This is a genomic window from Microbacterium sp. Root180, assembly GCF_001428485.1.
Taxonomy (GTDB): domain Bacteria; phylum Actinomycetota; class Actinomycetes; order Actinomycetales; family Microbacteriaceae; genus Microbacterium.
Map to the genome: position 1 here is coordinate 567,020 of NZ_LMHS01000003.1, position 14,409 is coordinate 581,428.

General features: G+C 71.1%; 16 protein-coding genes. 5 read left to right on the forward strand and 11 right to left on the reverse strand.

Annotated features, from left to right (window positions below; translation table 11 throughout):
* The first annotated feature begins 155 nt into the window (after window positions 1–155).
* Both ASD93_RS10105 and ASD93_RS10110 read left to right on the forward strand, forming a co-directional pair.
* Window positions 156–644, forward strand: a complete 489-nt coding sequence (locus tag ASD93_RS10105; protein WP_056121876.1) for a YajQ family cyclic di-GMP-binding protein — start codon at window positions 156–158, stop codon at window positions 642–644.
* 2 nt (window positions 645–646) lie between these two features.
* Window positions 647–970, forward strand: a complete 324-nt coding sequence (locus ASD93_RS10110) for a DUF6804 family protein (RefSeq protein WP_235566932.1) — start codon at window positions 647–649, stop codon at window positions 968–970.
* Here ASD93_RS10110 and ASD93_RS10115 read toward each other — a convergent pair.
* From ASD93_RS10115 to ASD93_RS10135, 5 genes are all read right to left on the reverse strand, one after another.
* Window positions 951–1,973, reverse strand: coding sequence for an alpha/beta hydrolase (locus ASD93_RS10115; protein ID WP_056121878.1), 1,023 nt, complete (start codon window positions 1,971–1,973; stop codon window positions 951–953). The two genes, ASD93_RS10110 and ASD93_RS10115, sit on opposite strands and share 20 nt — an antisense overlap.
* Window positions 1,974–2,031: 58 nt before the next feature.
* Window positions 2,032–3,402, reverse strand: coding sequence for an FAD-dependent oxidoreductase (locus tag ASD93_RS10120; RefSeq protein WP_056121880.1), 1,371 nt, complete (start codon window positions 3,400–3,402; stop codon window positions 2,032–2,034).
* Between the two features lie 64 nt (window positions 3,403–3,466).
* A complete protein-coding gene (locus ASD93_RS10125; RefSeq protein ID WP_056121882.1) occupies window positions 3,467–4,522 on the reverse strand; it encodes a polyprenyl synthetase family protein in 1,056 nt (351 codons plus the stop codon).
* 115 nt (window positions 4,523–4,637) lie between these two features.
* Window positions 4,638–5,306 carry a bifunctional demethylmenaquinone methyltransferase/2-methoxy-6-polyprenyl-1,4-benzoquinol methylase UbiE gene (gene ubiE / locus ASD93_RS10130; RefSeq protein WP_235566970.1) on the reverse strand — a complete coding sequence of 223 codons (669 nt, stop codon included), beginning with the start codon at window positions 5,304–5,306 and terminating at the stop codon, window positions 4,638–4,640.
* A 98-nt stretch (window positions 5,307–5,404) separates the two neighbouring features.
* On the reverse strand, window positions 5,405–5,953 hold the full coding sequence (locus ASD93_RS10135) for a DUF402 domain-containing protein (protein WP_056121886.1): 549 nt from the start codon (window positions 5,951–5,953) through the stop codon (window positions 5,405–5,407).
* 132 nt (window positions 5,954–6,085) lie between these two features.
* Between ASD93_RS10135 and ASD93_RS10140 the strand changes: the two genes are divergently transcribed.
* Window positions 6,086–7,378, forward strand: coding sequence for an isochorismate synthase MenF (locus ASD93_RS10140; RefSeq protein WP_056121888.1), 1,293 nt, complete (start codon window positions 6,086–6,088; stop codon window positions 7,376–7,378).
* Between the two features lie 142 nt (window positions 7,379–7,520).
* Here ASD93_RS10140 and ASD93_RS10145 read toward each other — a convergent pair whose 3' ends face one another.
* The 3 genes from ASD93_RS10145 to ASD93_RS10155 are packed head-to-tail and all read right to left on the reverse strand — an operon-like array spanning window position 7,521 to window position 9,469.
* Window positions 7,521–8,168 (reverse strand): DUF998 domain-containing protein, encoded by a 648-nt coding sequence (locus ASD93_RS10145; RefSeq protein WP_056121889.1) that lies wholly within the window; start codon window positions 8,166–8,168, stop codon window positions 7,521–7,523.
* 54 nt (window positions 8,169–8,222) lie between these two features.
* Window positions 8,223–9,119 (reverse strand): permease prefix domain 1-containing protein, encoded by an 897-nt coding sequence (locus ASD93_RS10150; protein WP_056121891.1) that lies wholly within the window; start codon window positions 9,117–9,119, stop codon window positions 8,223–8,225.
* A complete protein-coding gene (locus ASD93_RS10155) occupies window positions 9,116–9,469 on the reverse strand; it encodes a PadR family transcriptional regulator (RefSeq protein WP_056121893.1) in 354 nt (117 codons plus the stop codon). Before ASD93_RS10155 ends, ASD93_RS10150 begins: the two co-directional genes overlap by 4 nt.
* A gap of 80 nt (window positions 9,470–9,549) precedes the next feature.
* Here ASD93_RS10155 and ASD93_RS10160 point away from each other — a divergent pair, with 80 nt between their 5' ends.
* Window positions 9,550–10,314: a class I SAM-dependent methyltransferase gene (locus ASD93_RS10160; RefSeq protein ID WP_056121895.1), complete on the forward strand. Its 765-nt coding sequence runs from the start codon at window positions 9,550–9,552 to the stop codon at window positions 10,312–10,314.
* Here ASD93_RS10160 and ASD93_RS10165 read toward each other — a convergent pair.
* The 3 genes from ASD93_RS10165 to ASD93_RS10175 all read right to left on the reverse strand — a co-directional run bounded on the left by ASD93_RS10165 (window position 10,311) and on the right by ASD93_RS10175 (window position 13,955).
* On the reverse strand, window positions 10,311–11,174 hold the full coding sequence (locus tag ASD93_RS10165; protein ID WP_056121896.1) for a PPK2 family polyphosphate kinase: 864 nt from the start codon (window positions 11,172–11,174) through the stop codon (window positions 10,311–10,313). The two genes, ASD93_RS10160 and ASD93_RS10165, sit on opposite strands and share 4 nt — an antisense overlap.
* Before the next feature lie 451 nt (window positions 11,175–11,625).
* A complete protein-coding gene (gene menD / locus ASD93_RS10170) occupies window positions 11,626–13,437 on the reverse strand; it encodes a 2-succinyl-5-enolpyruvyl-6-hydroxy-3-cyclohexene-1-carboxylic-acid synthase (protein WP_056121898.1) in 1,812 nt (603 codons plus the stop codon).
* 2 nt (window positions 13,438–13,439) lie between these two features.
* Complete coding sequence (locus tag ASD93_RS10175; RefSeq protein ID WP_056121899.1) at window positions 13,440–13,955, reverse strand: PLD nuclease N-terminal domain-containing protein; 516 nt, start codon at window positions 13,953–13,955, stop codon at window positions 13,440–13,442.
* Between the two features lie 99 nt (window positions 13,956–14,054).
* Between ASD93_RS10175 and ASD93_RS10180 the strand changes: the two genes are divergently transcribed.
* Entirely contained in the window at window positions 14,055–14,396 is a 342-nt protein-coding gene (locus ASD93_RS10180; protein WP_056121901.1) for a DUF4229 domain-containing protein, read from the forward strand.
* Window positions 14,397–14,409 lie beyond the last annotated feature (13 nt).

Genomic DNA, 14,409 nt, shown 5'->3' on the forward strand with positions numbered 1-14,409 from the left:
CGAAGGGGCGCAGAATCAAGCCCTGATTGAGGGATTCGATACGCGTTCGTAATCTCCGAATATCGCGGATTCCCCGCGAAACGCCCCGTTCTGCAAACGCTTCCAAGCCGGTCCGGATGCTCGATCGCCCGTCGCCGCCCGGATAGACTGCGGCTATGGCTGATTCCTCGTTCGACATCGTCAGCAAGGTCGACCACCAGGAGGCGGAGAACGCCCTCAACCAGGCCCGCAAGGAGATCGAGCAGCGCTACGACTTCAAGGGCACCGGCGCCTCCGTCGAGTGGAGCGGCGAGTCCGTGCTCATCAAGGCCAGCACGGAGGAGCGCGCGAAGGCGGTGCTCGACGTGTTCCAGTCGAAGCTCATCAAGCGCGGCATCTCCCTGAAGAGCCTGGAGTCGGGCGAGCCCTTCGCCAGCGGCAAGGAGTACCGGATCGTCTCCACGATCAAGGACGGGATCTCGTCCGAGAACGCGAAGAAGATCTCCAAGCTGATCCGCGACGAGGGTCCCAAGTCGGTCAAGTCGCAGATCCAGGGCGACGAGCTGCGTGTGCAGTCGAAGTCGCGCGACGACCTGCAGGAGGTCCAGCGCCTGCTGAAGGCCGCCGACCTCGAGGTCGACCTCCAGTTCATCAACTACCGCTGACGGTGGCCGCCCCCGTCACGTATCAGCGCAACGCCCTCGCCCCGGGCGTCATCGCTGCGATCGCCCTGCTCCTCGCACCGCTCCTCATGGAGACGGACTGGTTCCTGTTCGTGCGGTTCCTGGTGTCGATCCTCGCGCTCATCGTCGCGTGGTTCGCCGGCCAGGCCCGGCAGTGGTGGTGGATCCCGGTGTTCGCGGCGATCGCCGTGGTCTGGAACCCGATCCTCCCGTTCGCCTTCTCCGGACCGGTGTGGATCGCCGCGCAGACCGTCGCCGCGATCGTGTTCCTCATCGCCGGCGCAATGATCAAGGTCGCGCGGCCCTGACCGGCAGGGGATGCTTCGGCACGAGGCATCCGCTCGTCCACTGCTCGAGCATCCGGTAGGCGGCCGCCCGCGGTTCGGCGCGGGAGAGGAACACGTCGTGGATCGCGCCGTCGATGCGCGCGACGGTGACGAGTGCGCCGATCCGCGTTGCACTGCGGGCGATGTCGTCGACCACGAGCACGGAGTCGGCCGACGTCATCGCCTCGTCCCAGGCGAGCGGCGCGGCAGACCGGGTCGACAGCAGCACCAGCACCGGGCAGCCGACGTCGATCCCGCTCGCGACTCGACGATGGCCGTCGAGGACCGCCGCGAGCCAGCCGGGGCGCGTGATGAAGCCGCGCTCGGGGCGCCACTCCGGCTTGTCGAGGGCGAGCGGCAGCGCCCCGATCTCGGTCTGAGCCCGCGTGTAGAAGCCGAGATCTACCGGAGGCTGGGTGCCGCGCGGATCGATGCGGGCCCGCGCGTGGACGAGCGGGGCGATCGCCTGTCGGCCGATCGCGCCGAGCTGCAATTCCAGCCACGGACTGTTGAGCACCAGTGCCGTCGCCCGGCCAGGGTGGCGCGCCGCCCAGAGCGTCAGCGTCAGCCCGCCGGTCGAGTGGCCGAGGAGAAGCAGCCGACGCGGGGATGCGGCATCCGACCCGTGTCCCATCTCGGCGAGCGCGGCCTCGATGTCGACGTCGTAGTCGTCGAGCGCGTCGATGTAGCCGGGCGACTGCTCCGGCCGCAGGCTGCGTCCGTAGCGGCGCAGGTCGAGGGCGAAGAAGCGCGCCCCGAGCTCGTTCCAGAACCGGGCGAGCTCGGTCTGGAAGAAGAAGTCCGACCAGCCGTGCACGTACAGCACGTCGACATCGCGCAGCGGCTGCCACCACGACGTGAGGGGGTTCGGGATGCTGCGCACCAGCGTCGCGACGAGGGGCCCGCTCTCGCCCTCGATGCCGAGATCGAGCGTCAGCTGCTCGAACGGCTTCCCGAGCACGTCGGGTATCCACTCGGCTGCCATGGCCTCAGCCTAGGCAGAGGGGAAGCATCCGGGCACCAGGTCCGAGGATCGCACGCCCTCAGTCGCGCGAGATCGAGACCATCTCGTCGCGCGGCACGACCTTGATGCGGGCACGTCCATGAGGAGCGCCGAGCGCCACCTCGTGCTCATCGAGGCGGTGCCAGCCGTCGAGGTCGGTCCAGATCACTCCGCGGGACGCGAGCATGGCCGGGATGGCATCCTCGGACGGGTCCTCGGGGGTCCACCACGAGCCCTGGTCGTTGATGAGGTGCCGGACCGTCTCCATCGCGTCGGACTTGGTGTGGCCGATGAGGCCGACCGGTCCGCGCTTGATCCAGCCGGTCGCGTACACGCCCGACACGCGCTCGTTGGAGTCCTTGTGCAGCGCCTGACCCTCGTGGTTGGGAATCACGCCGTGGCGCTTGTCGAACGGCACGCCCGGCAGCGGCGACCCGAAGTAGCCCACAGCGCGGTAGATCGCCTGGATCGGCAGTTCGCGCATCTCGCCGGTGCCGACGACGCCGCCCTCGCCGTCGGGACGCGTGCGCTCGTAGCGGAACGACGACACCCGGCCCTCGGCATCCTTCACGACCTCCAGCGGCTTGGCGTAGAAGTGGAGGTGGAGGCGGCGCGACGCCGATCCGCCGGCGTTGTTGACCGACTCCCGCTTGCGCCATGACTGCAGCACGCGGTCGATCACGAGCACCTGCTTGTTGCTCGCGATGGCGGCCTTGGACGCCTCGTCGTAGTCGAAGTCCTCGTCGTAGACGACGAGGTCGACGTCGCGCAGCTCGCCGAGTTCGCGCAGCTCGAGCGGGGTGAACTTCACCTGCGCGGGGCCGCGCCGGCCGAACACGTGGACGTCGGTCACCGCCGAGTCGACCAGACCCGCGTGGACGTTGTCGGGGATCTCGGTGGGAAGCAGGTCCTCGGCGTGCTTGGCGAGCATGCGGGCTACGTCGAGGGCGACGTTGCCGTTGCCGATGACCGCGACCGACTCCGCGTCCAACGGCCACTCGCGCGGCACGTCCGGGTGGCCGTCGAACCAGCTGACGAAGTCCGCCGCGCCGTACGAGCCGACGGCGTCGATGCCGGGGATGTCGAGGGAGGTGTCGCGGATGGCTCCGGTCGCGAAGATCACCGCGTGGTAGTGGCGCTTGAGGTCCTCCAGCGAGATGTCCTCACCGAAGCGCACGTTGCCGAAGATGCGGATGTCGCCGCGGTCGAGCACCTCCCGCAGAGCGGTGATGATCCCCTTGATGCGCGGGTGATCCGGGGCGACGCCGTAGCGCACGAGTCCGTACGGAGCGGGCAGCTGCTCGAAGAGGTCGATCGACACGTCGAACTTGCGCTCGGCCTTGAGCAGGATGTCGGCCGCGTAGATGCCCGCCGGGCCCGCGCCGACGATCGCCAGTCGGAGCTTGGTCATGGAAGGTCCTTTCGGAAGGAGGTCGTTGAGCGAGCGGAGCGAGTCGACACGGCCGCGCCCGACGCTAGCTGGAGCGGTCGGCGACGGCCTGCGCGAAGCGGGTGAGGGCCTCGCGGACCGGTCCGTCGGGCAACGGGGCCAGTGCCTGGACCGCCTCACTCGACCACGCGTTCGCGAGATCGAGCGTGGCCTGGGTGGCGTCGTGGTCGCGGAGCTCGGCGAGCGCGTCGTCGAGGATGGCCGGATCGGCGCCGTCGGCGATGCGCGCAACGCCCTCGTCGATGCGGTCGCGCAACGCGCGGGAGGCGGCATCCGGTCGCTCCGAGAGCACGAGGTACGGCATCGTCGGCACACCCGCGCGCAGGTCGGTGCCGGGCACCTTGCCGGTCTCGTCGGGGTCTGCCGACAGGTCGATGACATCGTCGAGCAGCTGGAACGCGACGCCGGCCTTCTCGCCGAACGTCACCATCGCCTGCTGGAACTCCTCAGGCCCGTTCGAGAAGATCACGCCCGCCTGCGCCGCGGCGGCGATGAGCGATCCGGTCTTGTCGGAGAGCACCTGGAGGTAGAACGCGACGCGGTCGTCACCCTCCTGGGGGCCGACGGTCTCGTGCATCTGGCCGAGCACGAGCCGCTCGAAGGTGTCGGCCTGCAGCTGGATGGCGCGATCGCCGTGGCGCGCCATGATCTGGCTGGCCCGCGAGAAGAGGAGGTCGCCGGTGAGGATCGCGACGCTGTTGCCCCACACCTCGTGAGCGCTGGGCACTCCGCGGCGCTTGTCGGCGGCATCCATGACATCGTCGTGGTAGAGCGAGCCGAGGTGGGTCATCTCGAGCGCGGTCGCGCCGTCGATCACGCGATCGGTCGCGCCCTCCCCGAGCTGCGACGTCAGCAGGGCGAGCACCGGCCGGATCCGCTTGCCGCCGGCCTCGTACAGGTAACGGCTGGTCGTGTCGGCGAGCGCATCGGAGCTTCGCAGCTCGCGCTCGAGCGCGACGTCGACGCGCTTCAGGCCCGCTTCGACCGCGGAGTGCAGCTTGCGGGACCGGGGCCCGGCGAAGATGCGGTCGGTCAGGCCCAGCTTGCCCGCGATGCGCGAGCCCTGCGCTGAGGGAGTCACACGCCCAGCCTACCGGGGCCCTCGCAGCCCGGTCGCCCAGGCCCGAGTCGCCAAGACACGCCGACACGGCGTCGCGGGTGCGGCGTGTTTCGGCGACTCGCGTGACGAGGAACGCTCAGCCGCGGTCGACCGGCCGCGTCGCGCGGTGCAGGGCGACGATGCCCATCGAGAGGTCGCGGTGCGCGACATCCGTCCAGCCCTGCTCCCGGATCCACGTCGAGAGCGTGCGCTGGTCCGGCCAGTCGCGGATCGACTCGTTGAGGTAGTCGTACGCCTCGGCGTTCGAGCTCATCGCCTTGGCGACGATCGGCAACACGCGGTCGTTGTAGAAGCGGTAGAGCCCGTGGAATGCGCGCGACGGCGGGTGCGAGAACTCGCAGACCACGAGGCGCCCACCCGGCCGCGTGACCCGCAGCAGCTCGGCGAGCGCCTTCTTGGGCTCGTTCACGTTGCGCAGGCCGAAGGACATCGTGACGGTGTCGAACTCCGCGTCGTCGAACGGCAGATCGGTCGCGTCGGCCTGAACGAAGGAGAGATTGCGGATGCTGCTGTGCCGCCGCCGCCCCTCGGCGATCATGCCGGGCGAGAAGTCGGCCGCGACAACGGTCGCACCGCTACGGGCGAGGGCGACGCTCGACGCGCCGGTGCCGGCCGCGAGGTCGAGGATGCGCTGGCCGGGACGCGGGGCCACGGCACGCGTCGTCGCGGCGCGCCAGAACCGGTCGTTGCCCATGCTCAGCACGGTGTTGGTGCGGTCGTAGGCGGGTGCCACCTGGTCGAACATGCCGCTCACGCGCGAGGGGTCCTTGTGGAGGTCGGCGCGGTTCGGCTCGTGCTCGGAGGGGTGGGATGCCACGCGACGAGTCTAGGCGCGCTCGACGCTCACTCGAGGTCGAGGGCTGCCAGGCGCGCGAGCCACGCATCCGGCGTCGCGTCGTCGAAAGGCGCCTCGTGGGCGATCACGCGGCGCTCCAGGTCGAGGGCGAGCGCTTCGAGGCGCTCGACGACCTCGAGCGGGTAGCCGTACGCGACGCGGTGCTCCTCCCACTCGTCCTGGTCGTCGATGTAGACACCCGTGCCCTCACGGTCGACGACGTCGAGATCCATGTCGATGCCCGAGGGCTCATCGCCCTCCCAGTGCACGTCCCACGCGAGGTCGATGTAGGTGCGGGTGCGGTGCGGCGCGGCGTTGCGGGTGAACACCCAATCGCCGGACGGTGGAACAAGGGTGACGTTCGGATGCTGCGGCGCGAACGTGCGACCGGGGCGTGAGCTGTCCCACCCCGGGAGCTGCCCGAACCACTCGCCCCAGCGGTCGCTGCCGAGGTAGACGCACTCGTGGATCCAGTGCGGACCGCCGTCCCACTTGCGCCAGCGGAAGAGCAGACGGGTGCCCGGCGCGGGGCGGTCGGAGACGGCATCGTCGGTCACCCAGCGAGTCTAAGCGCGACGGCATCCGGCCTCGCCTCCCCGTGCGAGTCGCCAAGACACGCCGACCCGGTCCCCGCCAGACGGCGTGTCTTGGCGAGTCGAGGAGGGGGAGAAGGACTCTAGGCTTGACGTGTGACCTCCCCGCGCCGCCTGCCGCAGCTGGTGGTCGAGACCCGCGAGATCGATCCCGTCGAGGACCTGCTCGCGTTCGCCGATCCCCGATCCCCGTTGGCGTGGCTGCGTCGCGGCGAGGGCATCGTCGGGATCGGCCACATGGTGACGGGATACGAGACGGGCGTCCCCGGAATCGACGCGGATTCGCTCCCCTCCCCGGCGGAGGCGTGGCGCGCGATCAGCGCCGCGGCGGAGATCGACGACCCGGTCGGCGTGCACGGCACCGGGCTCGTCGCGTTCGGCACCCTCGCCTTCGATCCGCGCTCGCGGGCCTCGAGCCGGCTGATCGTGCCGCAGGCCGTCATCGGCCGGCGCGACGGGAGATCGTGGCTCACAACGATCCGCTCGACGGCCTCATCGGCGCCGGCGCCGGTCATCGCGCCGGTCCCCTACGGTCCGTACTGGTCGGCGACGCTCGGTCCGGGCGCGCTCGATCCCGAGGGGTACCAGGCCGCCGTGCGGGCGGGTCTCGACGCGATCGCCGCGGGAGAGGTCGGCAAGGTCGTCCTCGCGCGCGACCTCGTCGGCACGGTGCCGGCCGGTTCCGACCTGCGCCGCCTGGTGCGCGCCCTCGCCATGGGATACCTCGACACGTGGACGTTCGCCGTCGACGGACTCATCGGCGCGAGCCCCGAGACGCTCGTGACGGTGTCGGGCGGCGCGGTCACGGCACGGGTCCTGGCCGGAACGATCCCCCGCGGCGCCGACAACGACGACGACGCCGCGGCATCCTTCCGTCTCGCCCACAGCGGGAAGGATCTCGACGAGCACCAGTTCGCGGTGCAGAGCGTGCTGGACGCCCTCGCCCCGCACGTGAGCTCGGTGCGCGCCGACGACGAGCCGTTCTCACTCGAGCTGCCGAACCTGTGGCATCTCGCGACGGACGTGGAGGGCGAGATCGCCGACCACGCGTCCGCCCTCGACCTCGTGGCGGCGCTGCATCCGACGGCCGCAGTAGCGGGAACACCGACGGATGCCGCGATCGAGGTCATCCGCCGCATCGAGCCGTTCGACCGCCGCCGCTACGCCGGACCGGTGGGCTGGGTCGACGCCCAGGGCGACGGCGAGTTCGCGATCGCGTTGCGGTGCGCGCAGATCGGAGCCGACCCTACGCGCGGCTTCGCGGAGTTCAGCGACACGATCCCCGTCGTAGCGCATGCGGGCGCCGGGATCGTGGCGGGAAGCGACCCCGAGACCGAGCTGCTCGAGACCCGCGTGAAGTTCCGCCCGATCGTCGACGCGCTGGCCTGACGCGCTCTCCGCTTCGGGCTTGCACAGTCCCGACGTGCAGAACTCCTCCGATCCGGTCGCCGAGGGCTGCCATCCCGGGGGATCTGCGGCCGAGCGCTCCGTTCTTGAGGAGTTGTGCACGCCTTCGACGAGACGCGCGGGGCTATCGGCGCGGGCTCACGCGGGAGATCCCGACGACGAGCACGGACTGCGTAGCGAGGGCGACGAGGATGAGCGCGCGCTGCACCAGCCCCGCAACACCGTCGTTGCCGCCGGCGCCGGTCGCGTCGAACGTCAGCTGGAAGACGACGAAGAGCACGAGGGTGAGAGCTCCGCCCACGAAGCCGACGGTCGCGAGGCGGGGCGAGACGCGGCGCAGCGCCGCACCGGCGAACAGGAAGCCGATCGCCGGTACCGGCACGGCGAGGAGGAACCCGAGGAGGTGCAGCATCATCGACTCGAGGGTGAAGACGCCGCACACGATCATGCCGACGCCGGTCAGCGAGATGAGGACGAACGCCGTCGTCGCGAGGCCGCCGTATCGCGTCCATCGCCGGGCGGTCGAGAGGGTTCCGGTGAGGACGAGGATGCCGCCCACGATGAACGCGGCGTTCATCCACGGCCCCGTGACGCCGAGGCCGAGTCCGCTCACCGGCTGACTGATCCACGAGTACGGCGAGATGACGTTCCCGAACAGCTCGTAGCCGGGGCTGATGACGCCGAGGACGAGCCACGCGAGGGTGAAGAGGATCGCTCCCGCGGGCGCGAGGACGGCAACCCGGTTGCGGGTCGAAACGGTGTTCTCAGGCATGGCGAAGCATCCCTTCCTTCGATTCGATGGGTGTGAAGCGCAGGTGGCGGAGGGTCAGGACTTCTTGTCGGGGGCGAAGAGCATGCGCGCGAGGACGAGCATCATCAGCGCGAAGCCCGCTGCGAAGGCGACCGGCGCCCACCACCACCCGACCGTGAAGACGAGCACGGCGATCACGCAGAACGTCACTATCCAGATCGCCGCGGAGTAGATGCCGAACCGCGCCGCGGTCTCGGGCTCGCGCTCGAACCGGTTCGCCGGCTCGTCGGCGAGTGCGCGCCGGGTCCAGGCCTTGTGGCGGTTGGTCTGCGTCGCGCCGAGGAAGGCGAACAGGATGATCGAGGTGATCACGCCGAGCGCGGCGAACACGATTCCCCACACGGGCATCGTGCCGAAGGCGACGAGCGCCCCGAATCCGATGCCGTATGCGCCGAGGAACGTCGCCAGCGCGTAGGCGCCCGCCCGCCCCGACGGCATGGGGTGGTTGGTCGTGGTCTCCTGCGAGAGCGAGTCGCCCACGAGCAGGCCGATCGCCGTCGACGCGAAGCCGAACAGGGCGACCTGTCCCCAGATGATGATCGGCAGCACGCCGACCGCGCTGAGGATCCCCAGCGTGATGCCGATGACGGCGACCGCCGACCACACGACCACGCGCACCACGAAGCCCGGCTTGGGCCGCACCCGGTGCTTCTGCTGCAGCGCGGCATAGCCCGAGAGACCGGCGGAGGGGGCGGCATCCGTCCCCTCGTCCAGGAGCTCGCGGACGTCGCCGAGCTCCGCGACCGCGGTGCGCGCGGCGTCGGCGGGGGTGCGTCCGTCGGCCTCGAGCTCGGCGGTGCGTGCGATGAGGCTCGTGCGCACCTCCTCCTTCAGGTCCTGGGCGTCGGGCGTCATCTCGACGCCGCGGAAGGCTTCGTCGAGCAGGCGGTGGATGTCGGTGTTCTCGGTCATTTGTCCAGGTCCTTCACGTCGAGGAGAGAGTCGATGATGCGCCGGGTCGCCGTCCAGGCGGCGACGTTGCTGCGGAAGACCGCGCGTCCGGCGTCGGTGATGCGGTAGTACTTGCGGCGACCGCCCTGCGTCTCGTCGCCCCAGTAGGACTCGACGAGCCCGTCCTTCTCGAGGCGGCGGTAGGTCGCGTAGAGGGTGGCTTCCTTGATCTCGTAGCCGCCGCCGGTCGCGTCGCGGATCGTCTTGTAGATCTCGAAGCCGTACCGGTCTCCGCGCCGCAGCACACCGAGCACGATGGTGTCGGTGTGGCCGCGCAGCAGGTCGGCTGCGAAGGCGTCGTCCTTTGTCATGTCGAGTACTGTATCACATCAAGTACTTTGCGACACAAGTATCTATATCGCATCGGATTCTCGGCGCCTAGACTCCCGCCATGTCGTTCGACGTCGCCGCCGAGGCGTACGACCGGTTCATGGGCCGCTTCTCCCGGCCGCTCGCCGTCGCGTTCGCCGACTGGGTCCCCGTCGCGCAGGGCGCGCGGGTGCTCGACGTCGGCTGCGGGCCCGGAGCACTGCTCGCCGCCCTCGCCTCACACACCTCCCCCGACCAGCTCGCCGGCATCGACCCGTCCGAGAGCTTCCTCGCCGCCGCGCGCGCCCGGTTCCCGTGGGCGGACCTGCGTCACGGATCGGCCGAGGCCATCCCCTTCGACGACGACGACTTCGACGCCGCGCTCGCTCAGCTCGTCGTGCATTTCATGACGGATGCCGCCGCCGGCGTCGCGGAGATGGTGCGCGTCACCCGCCCCGGCGGCACCGTGGCCGCGTGCGTCTGGGACTTCGCCGGAGGCCGTGCGCCGCAGAGCACGTTCTGGTCGGCGCTCGGCTCGGTCTCCCCGGGTGTGGAGAACGAGTCACGGCGCACCGGTTCGAGCGAGGGCGACATCACGGGGCTGCTGCGACAGTCCGGATGCTCGGACGTCCAGGAGGCGGAGCTCTCGGTCGCCGTGGACTTCGCGTCCTTCGAGGAGTGGTGGGAGCCGTACACACTCGGCGTCGCCCCCGCGGGGCAGCAGCTCGCGAGGCTCGCCGATGCCGACCGCGTGCGCGTGCGCGCGCGCTCGGCCGAGCTCCTGCCGTCCGGGCCGTTCACGATCACCGCGACCGCGTGGGCCGCGCGCGGCATCGTGGCGGACTAGGTCGCCGCGAGCCGCTTCTTCTCGGCCTCGATGTCGAAGGTCGCGGCCGGCCAGTGCGGGTCGATCTCCTCGAGCGCCTCCAGCAGGAGGTGCTGCACGGCGATGCGCGCGTACCACTTGCGGTTCGCCGGAACGACGTGCCAGGGCGCGTGGTCCGTCGAGGTCCGGTCGAACACCCGCTGGTAGGCATCCATGTACTTAGGCCACAGCTGCCGCTCGTCGACGTCGCCCGGGTTGTACTTCCAGTGCTTGTCCGGCCGCTCGAGCCTCTCGGCGAGCCGGGCCTTCTGTTCGTCGGACGAGATGTGCAGCATCACCTTGACGACGCGGGTGCCGGCATCCGTCAGCTGCTTCTCGAACGTGTTGATCGCCCCGTAGCGGCGCTCGATCTCCTCCGGCGGCGCGAGTTCGCGCACGCGCCCGATCAGTACGTCCTCGTAATGCGAGCGGTCGAAGACGCCGATCACGCCCGGCTCGGGCACGCGTTGAGCGACGCGCCACAGGAAGTCGTGCTCCAGCTCCTCGGGCGTCGGCTTCTTGAACGCGGTGATCGACACGCCCTGCGGATCGACCGACCCGACGACGTGCCGGACGATGCCGCCCTTGCCCGCCGAGTCCATCGCCTGCAGCACCAGCAGGACCGCGGACTGCGTCGCCCCGGCGCGGCTCTCGGCGAACAGGCGCTCCTGGTACTCGTCCAGCTGCACTGCTCCCGACGCCAGGTCCTCGGCCGCCTGGGCCTTGTCCTTCTCGTACCCGGGGTTCCCGGAGGGGTCGACGTCGGCCAGCACGAAACCCTCGTTCACGCGCAGCAGTTCGGCGACATCCCCGGTCCAGTGCTTCTGGCTCTTGGCAATCATCTGCCCATCATGCCGGGCGCAGGTCCGCGAAGGCGAGGCTCGCCGGCGCTACCGCTCCCGCGCTTGCACAACCGCGCCCGCGCTTGCACAACCGCGCCCGCGCTTTCCGTTTGTGCGGGAGTTTGCGCGCCCGACGGCGTGGTGGAGCGCACATTCGCCCGCACAACCGCGCCCGCACCCGCACCCGCACTACCGCTCCCGCGCTTGCACAACCGCACCCGCGCTTGCACAACCGCGCCCGCGCTTTCCGCTTGTGCGGGAGTATGCGCGCCCGACGGCAGGGTGGAGCGCACATTCGCCCGCACAACCGCGCTCGCACCTTCGCCCGCGCAACCGCTCCCGCGCTCTCAGTTTGTGCGGGAGTATGCGCGCCCGACGGCGGGGTGGAGCGCACATTCGCCCGCACAACCGCTCCCGCGCCCGACGGCGGGCTGGAGCGCGCGCGCCGGCGCTACCGCTCGAGGGGGACCTCGATGAGCTGCCGGCCGCCGACGGGCGAGGTCAGCGCCTGATCGAGCGCGGACCGGGTGGTGACGCGCCGATACTCCCACCCGTACGCGAGAGCGAGCTGCTCGAGGCGCACCGTGTGGGGCGTGAGCAGCACCCGGTCCATCGCTTCGGAACCCGCGATCTCGGCGACCTCGAGTCCGTCGAAGATGGTGCCGCCGCCGTCGTTGCCGACGACCACCTGCAGGCGCGGCTCGTCCTCGGCAGGAGGAAGGAGCAGGGCGCCGACGTCGTGCAGCAGCGCGAGATCGCCGAGGAGCACGCGGGTCACCCCGGGCCGTCCTCCGCTCTGGCTGGCCAGCGCGATCCCGGTGGCTGTCGCCACGGTGCCGTCGATTCCGGCGAGCCCGCGGTTGGCGTGCACCGGCACCTTCTTGCCGCCGAGCACCTCGTCGGCGACGCGAACGAGGCGCGACGAGCCGAACACGAGCCGATCGTGCGGCCACGTCGCACGCCACACCGCATCGACCAGCGCCGCACGGTCGAGGGGAGCCCGCACCGCCGCGAGTTCCGCGGCGATCGCTCCCAGACGCTCCTGCGGCACCGCGGAAGACAGGCCGTCCGCGTCGGGGGCGGGCGGGGCGAGATCGACGGATGCCGCGCGCGACGCGCGCATCCACGCGCCCAGCCAGGCGCGGTCCCCGTCGCCGCTGGCCGCGGCGATGGCGTCGACGGCGGTGGTCGCGCCGTTCAGGTTGAGCGGCTCCCCCGGCCCTCGGACCGCGATCACCTCGACCTCGGGGTCGGACAGCAGCGCGGCGACCTCCCGGCTCAAGGTCGGATGCCCGAGCACGACGGCGCGCTCGATGCGCCCGCCCAGCTCGGGGTCGCGCAGCAGCCCGCGATACCCGTGCACGAGGTGACGGCCGAAACGGGCGCCGCTCACGATCTCGGCGATGAGCGGCCACGAGCCCGCATGCGCGAGCATCTCGGCATCGGGACCTGCATCGGCCCCGGCGATGACGACGGTGCGCGGACCCGAGACGAGCACGAAGGGGTGGTCGTCGGGGTCGTCGGGGACGTCGGACTCGCCGATCCCTCCCCCGCCTTGGTACAGGGCGCCGGATGCCTCCTCCTCCGCCTCGTCCGCGGCGGGTGGACCGTCGGGATGGGCGTCGGGCGCGACGGCGAGCTCAGGACTCGGAACACCGAACCACGCGGGCAGGTCGCCGGCGAGCGGCTCGCGGAACGGGAGGTTGAGGTGCACCGGCCCGGCCGACCGCAGGCCCGCGCCGAGCGCGGCGGCCACGGCCTCTTCGGCCACGCGACGCAGCATGGCGCTCTGCTCGTCGTCGCCGGCGAGGTCGCACTGCTCGGGTACGGGGAGGTCAGCCTCGTAGCGCACGCTCGGGGCGAACATGCCGGGCTGCCGCGTGGTCTGGTTGGCCCCGACTCCCCGCAGCTCGGGCGGGCGGTCGGCGGTGAGCAGCAGCAGCGGAACGCCCGCGTGATGGGCCTCGAGCGCTGCGGGAAGCAGGTTGGCGACGGCGGTTCCCGACGTGCACACGACGGCTGCCGGCATCCGCGTCTCCCGTCCGATGCCGAGTGCCGTGAATCCCGCGACGCGCTCGTCGACGCGCACGTGCAGGCGAATCGCGCCGCGCCGCTCGAGTTCGGAGGCGACCAGGGCCAGCGCCTGCGAGCGCGAACCGGGGCTCAGCACCACATGGGCGATCCCGAGCTCGACCAGACGGCTCAGCAGGGCGGCGGCGGCGTCGGTGGCAGCGGAGGCGAGTCCGCGCTCGGCGCCTGACACGGTCAGCCGACGACTCCGCGCTGCCCGCGCTCGTCGTCGCCCTCGTTCGGGCGGACAGGCGGGTCGGCCGGGGCATCCGGCCCGGCCGAGGAAGGGGTGCCGGGCGTGGCGGTGCCGGCCGAGTCCGTCGCGGCTGCGGGCGCGGCGGTGTCGGCCGAGTCCGACGCGGCGGCGGGCGAGCCGGTGGGCCAGCGGGGGTCGTCGCCCTCGGCGTCGAGCTGGGCCAGCTCCTCTTCGAGGCGGCGGATGCGCTCGTCCTGGTCGGAGATCGCGCCGATGCGGCCGAGGAACTCGGGATCGTCGTCGGGTGCGCGCCGAGCGGCGCGCGCGGAGCCCCGCGTGCGACCGACGATGAGCCAGAGCAGGCCCCCCAGCACGGGGATCAGGATGACGATGAGGATCCAGACGGGCTTGCTCACACCCCGGTGGCGCGTGGCCGGCTGCACCGCGCAGTCCACGATGGTGTAGACCCAGAAAGCCGTCGCCACCAGGGCCAGGATCAGCAGGGCCCGCGTCATGCTCCCATCCTAGGCGAGCCCGACGCACCGTGGCCGCCTCGTGACCGAACCGTCGCCTGCGCCGCCGGGAGCGCCGGGCGGCTCGATTACGATGGACGGGTGAAAGCTCGCTCCGCCCTGGTCTACTCGGTGCTGCGGCTGCTCGCATTCCTCGTGCCGTTCGCGATCCTCATGCTCTTCCCGATCATGCGGCAGTACTACTGGCTCGCAGCGATCTTCGCCGCCCTCATCGGCCTGAGCCTGTCGCTGCTGTTCCTGCGCCGCCCGCTCGACGAGATGACCTCCGGCATGGCCGAGCGCCGCGAGCGCGAGCGCCGCGCGGTGAGCGACGAAGAGGCCGAGGATGCTGCGACCGTGGGCGACGCCGCGCCCGCCCCGGGCGACGCCGCATCCGGCGGTCGCACGCCGGGCGAAGGATCCGATCGCTCCACCGCCGACTGAGCCCGCGGTCGGC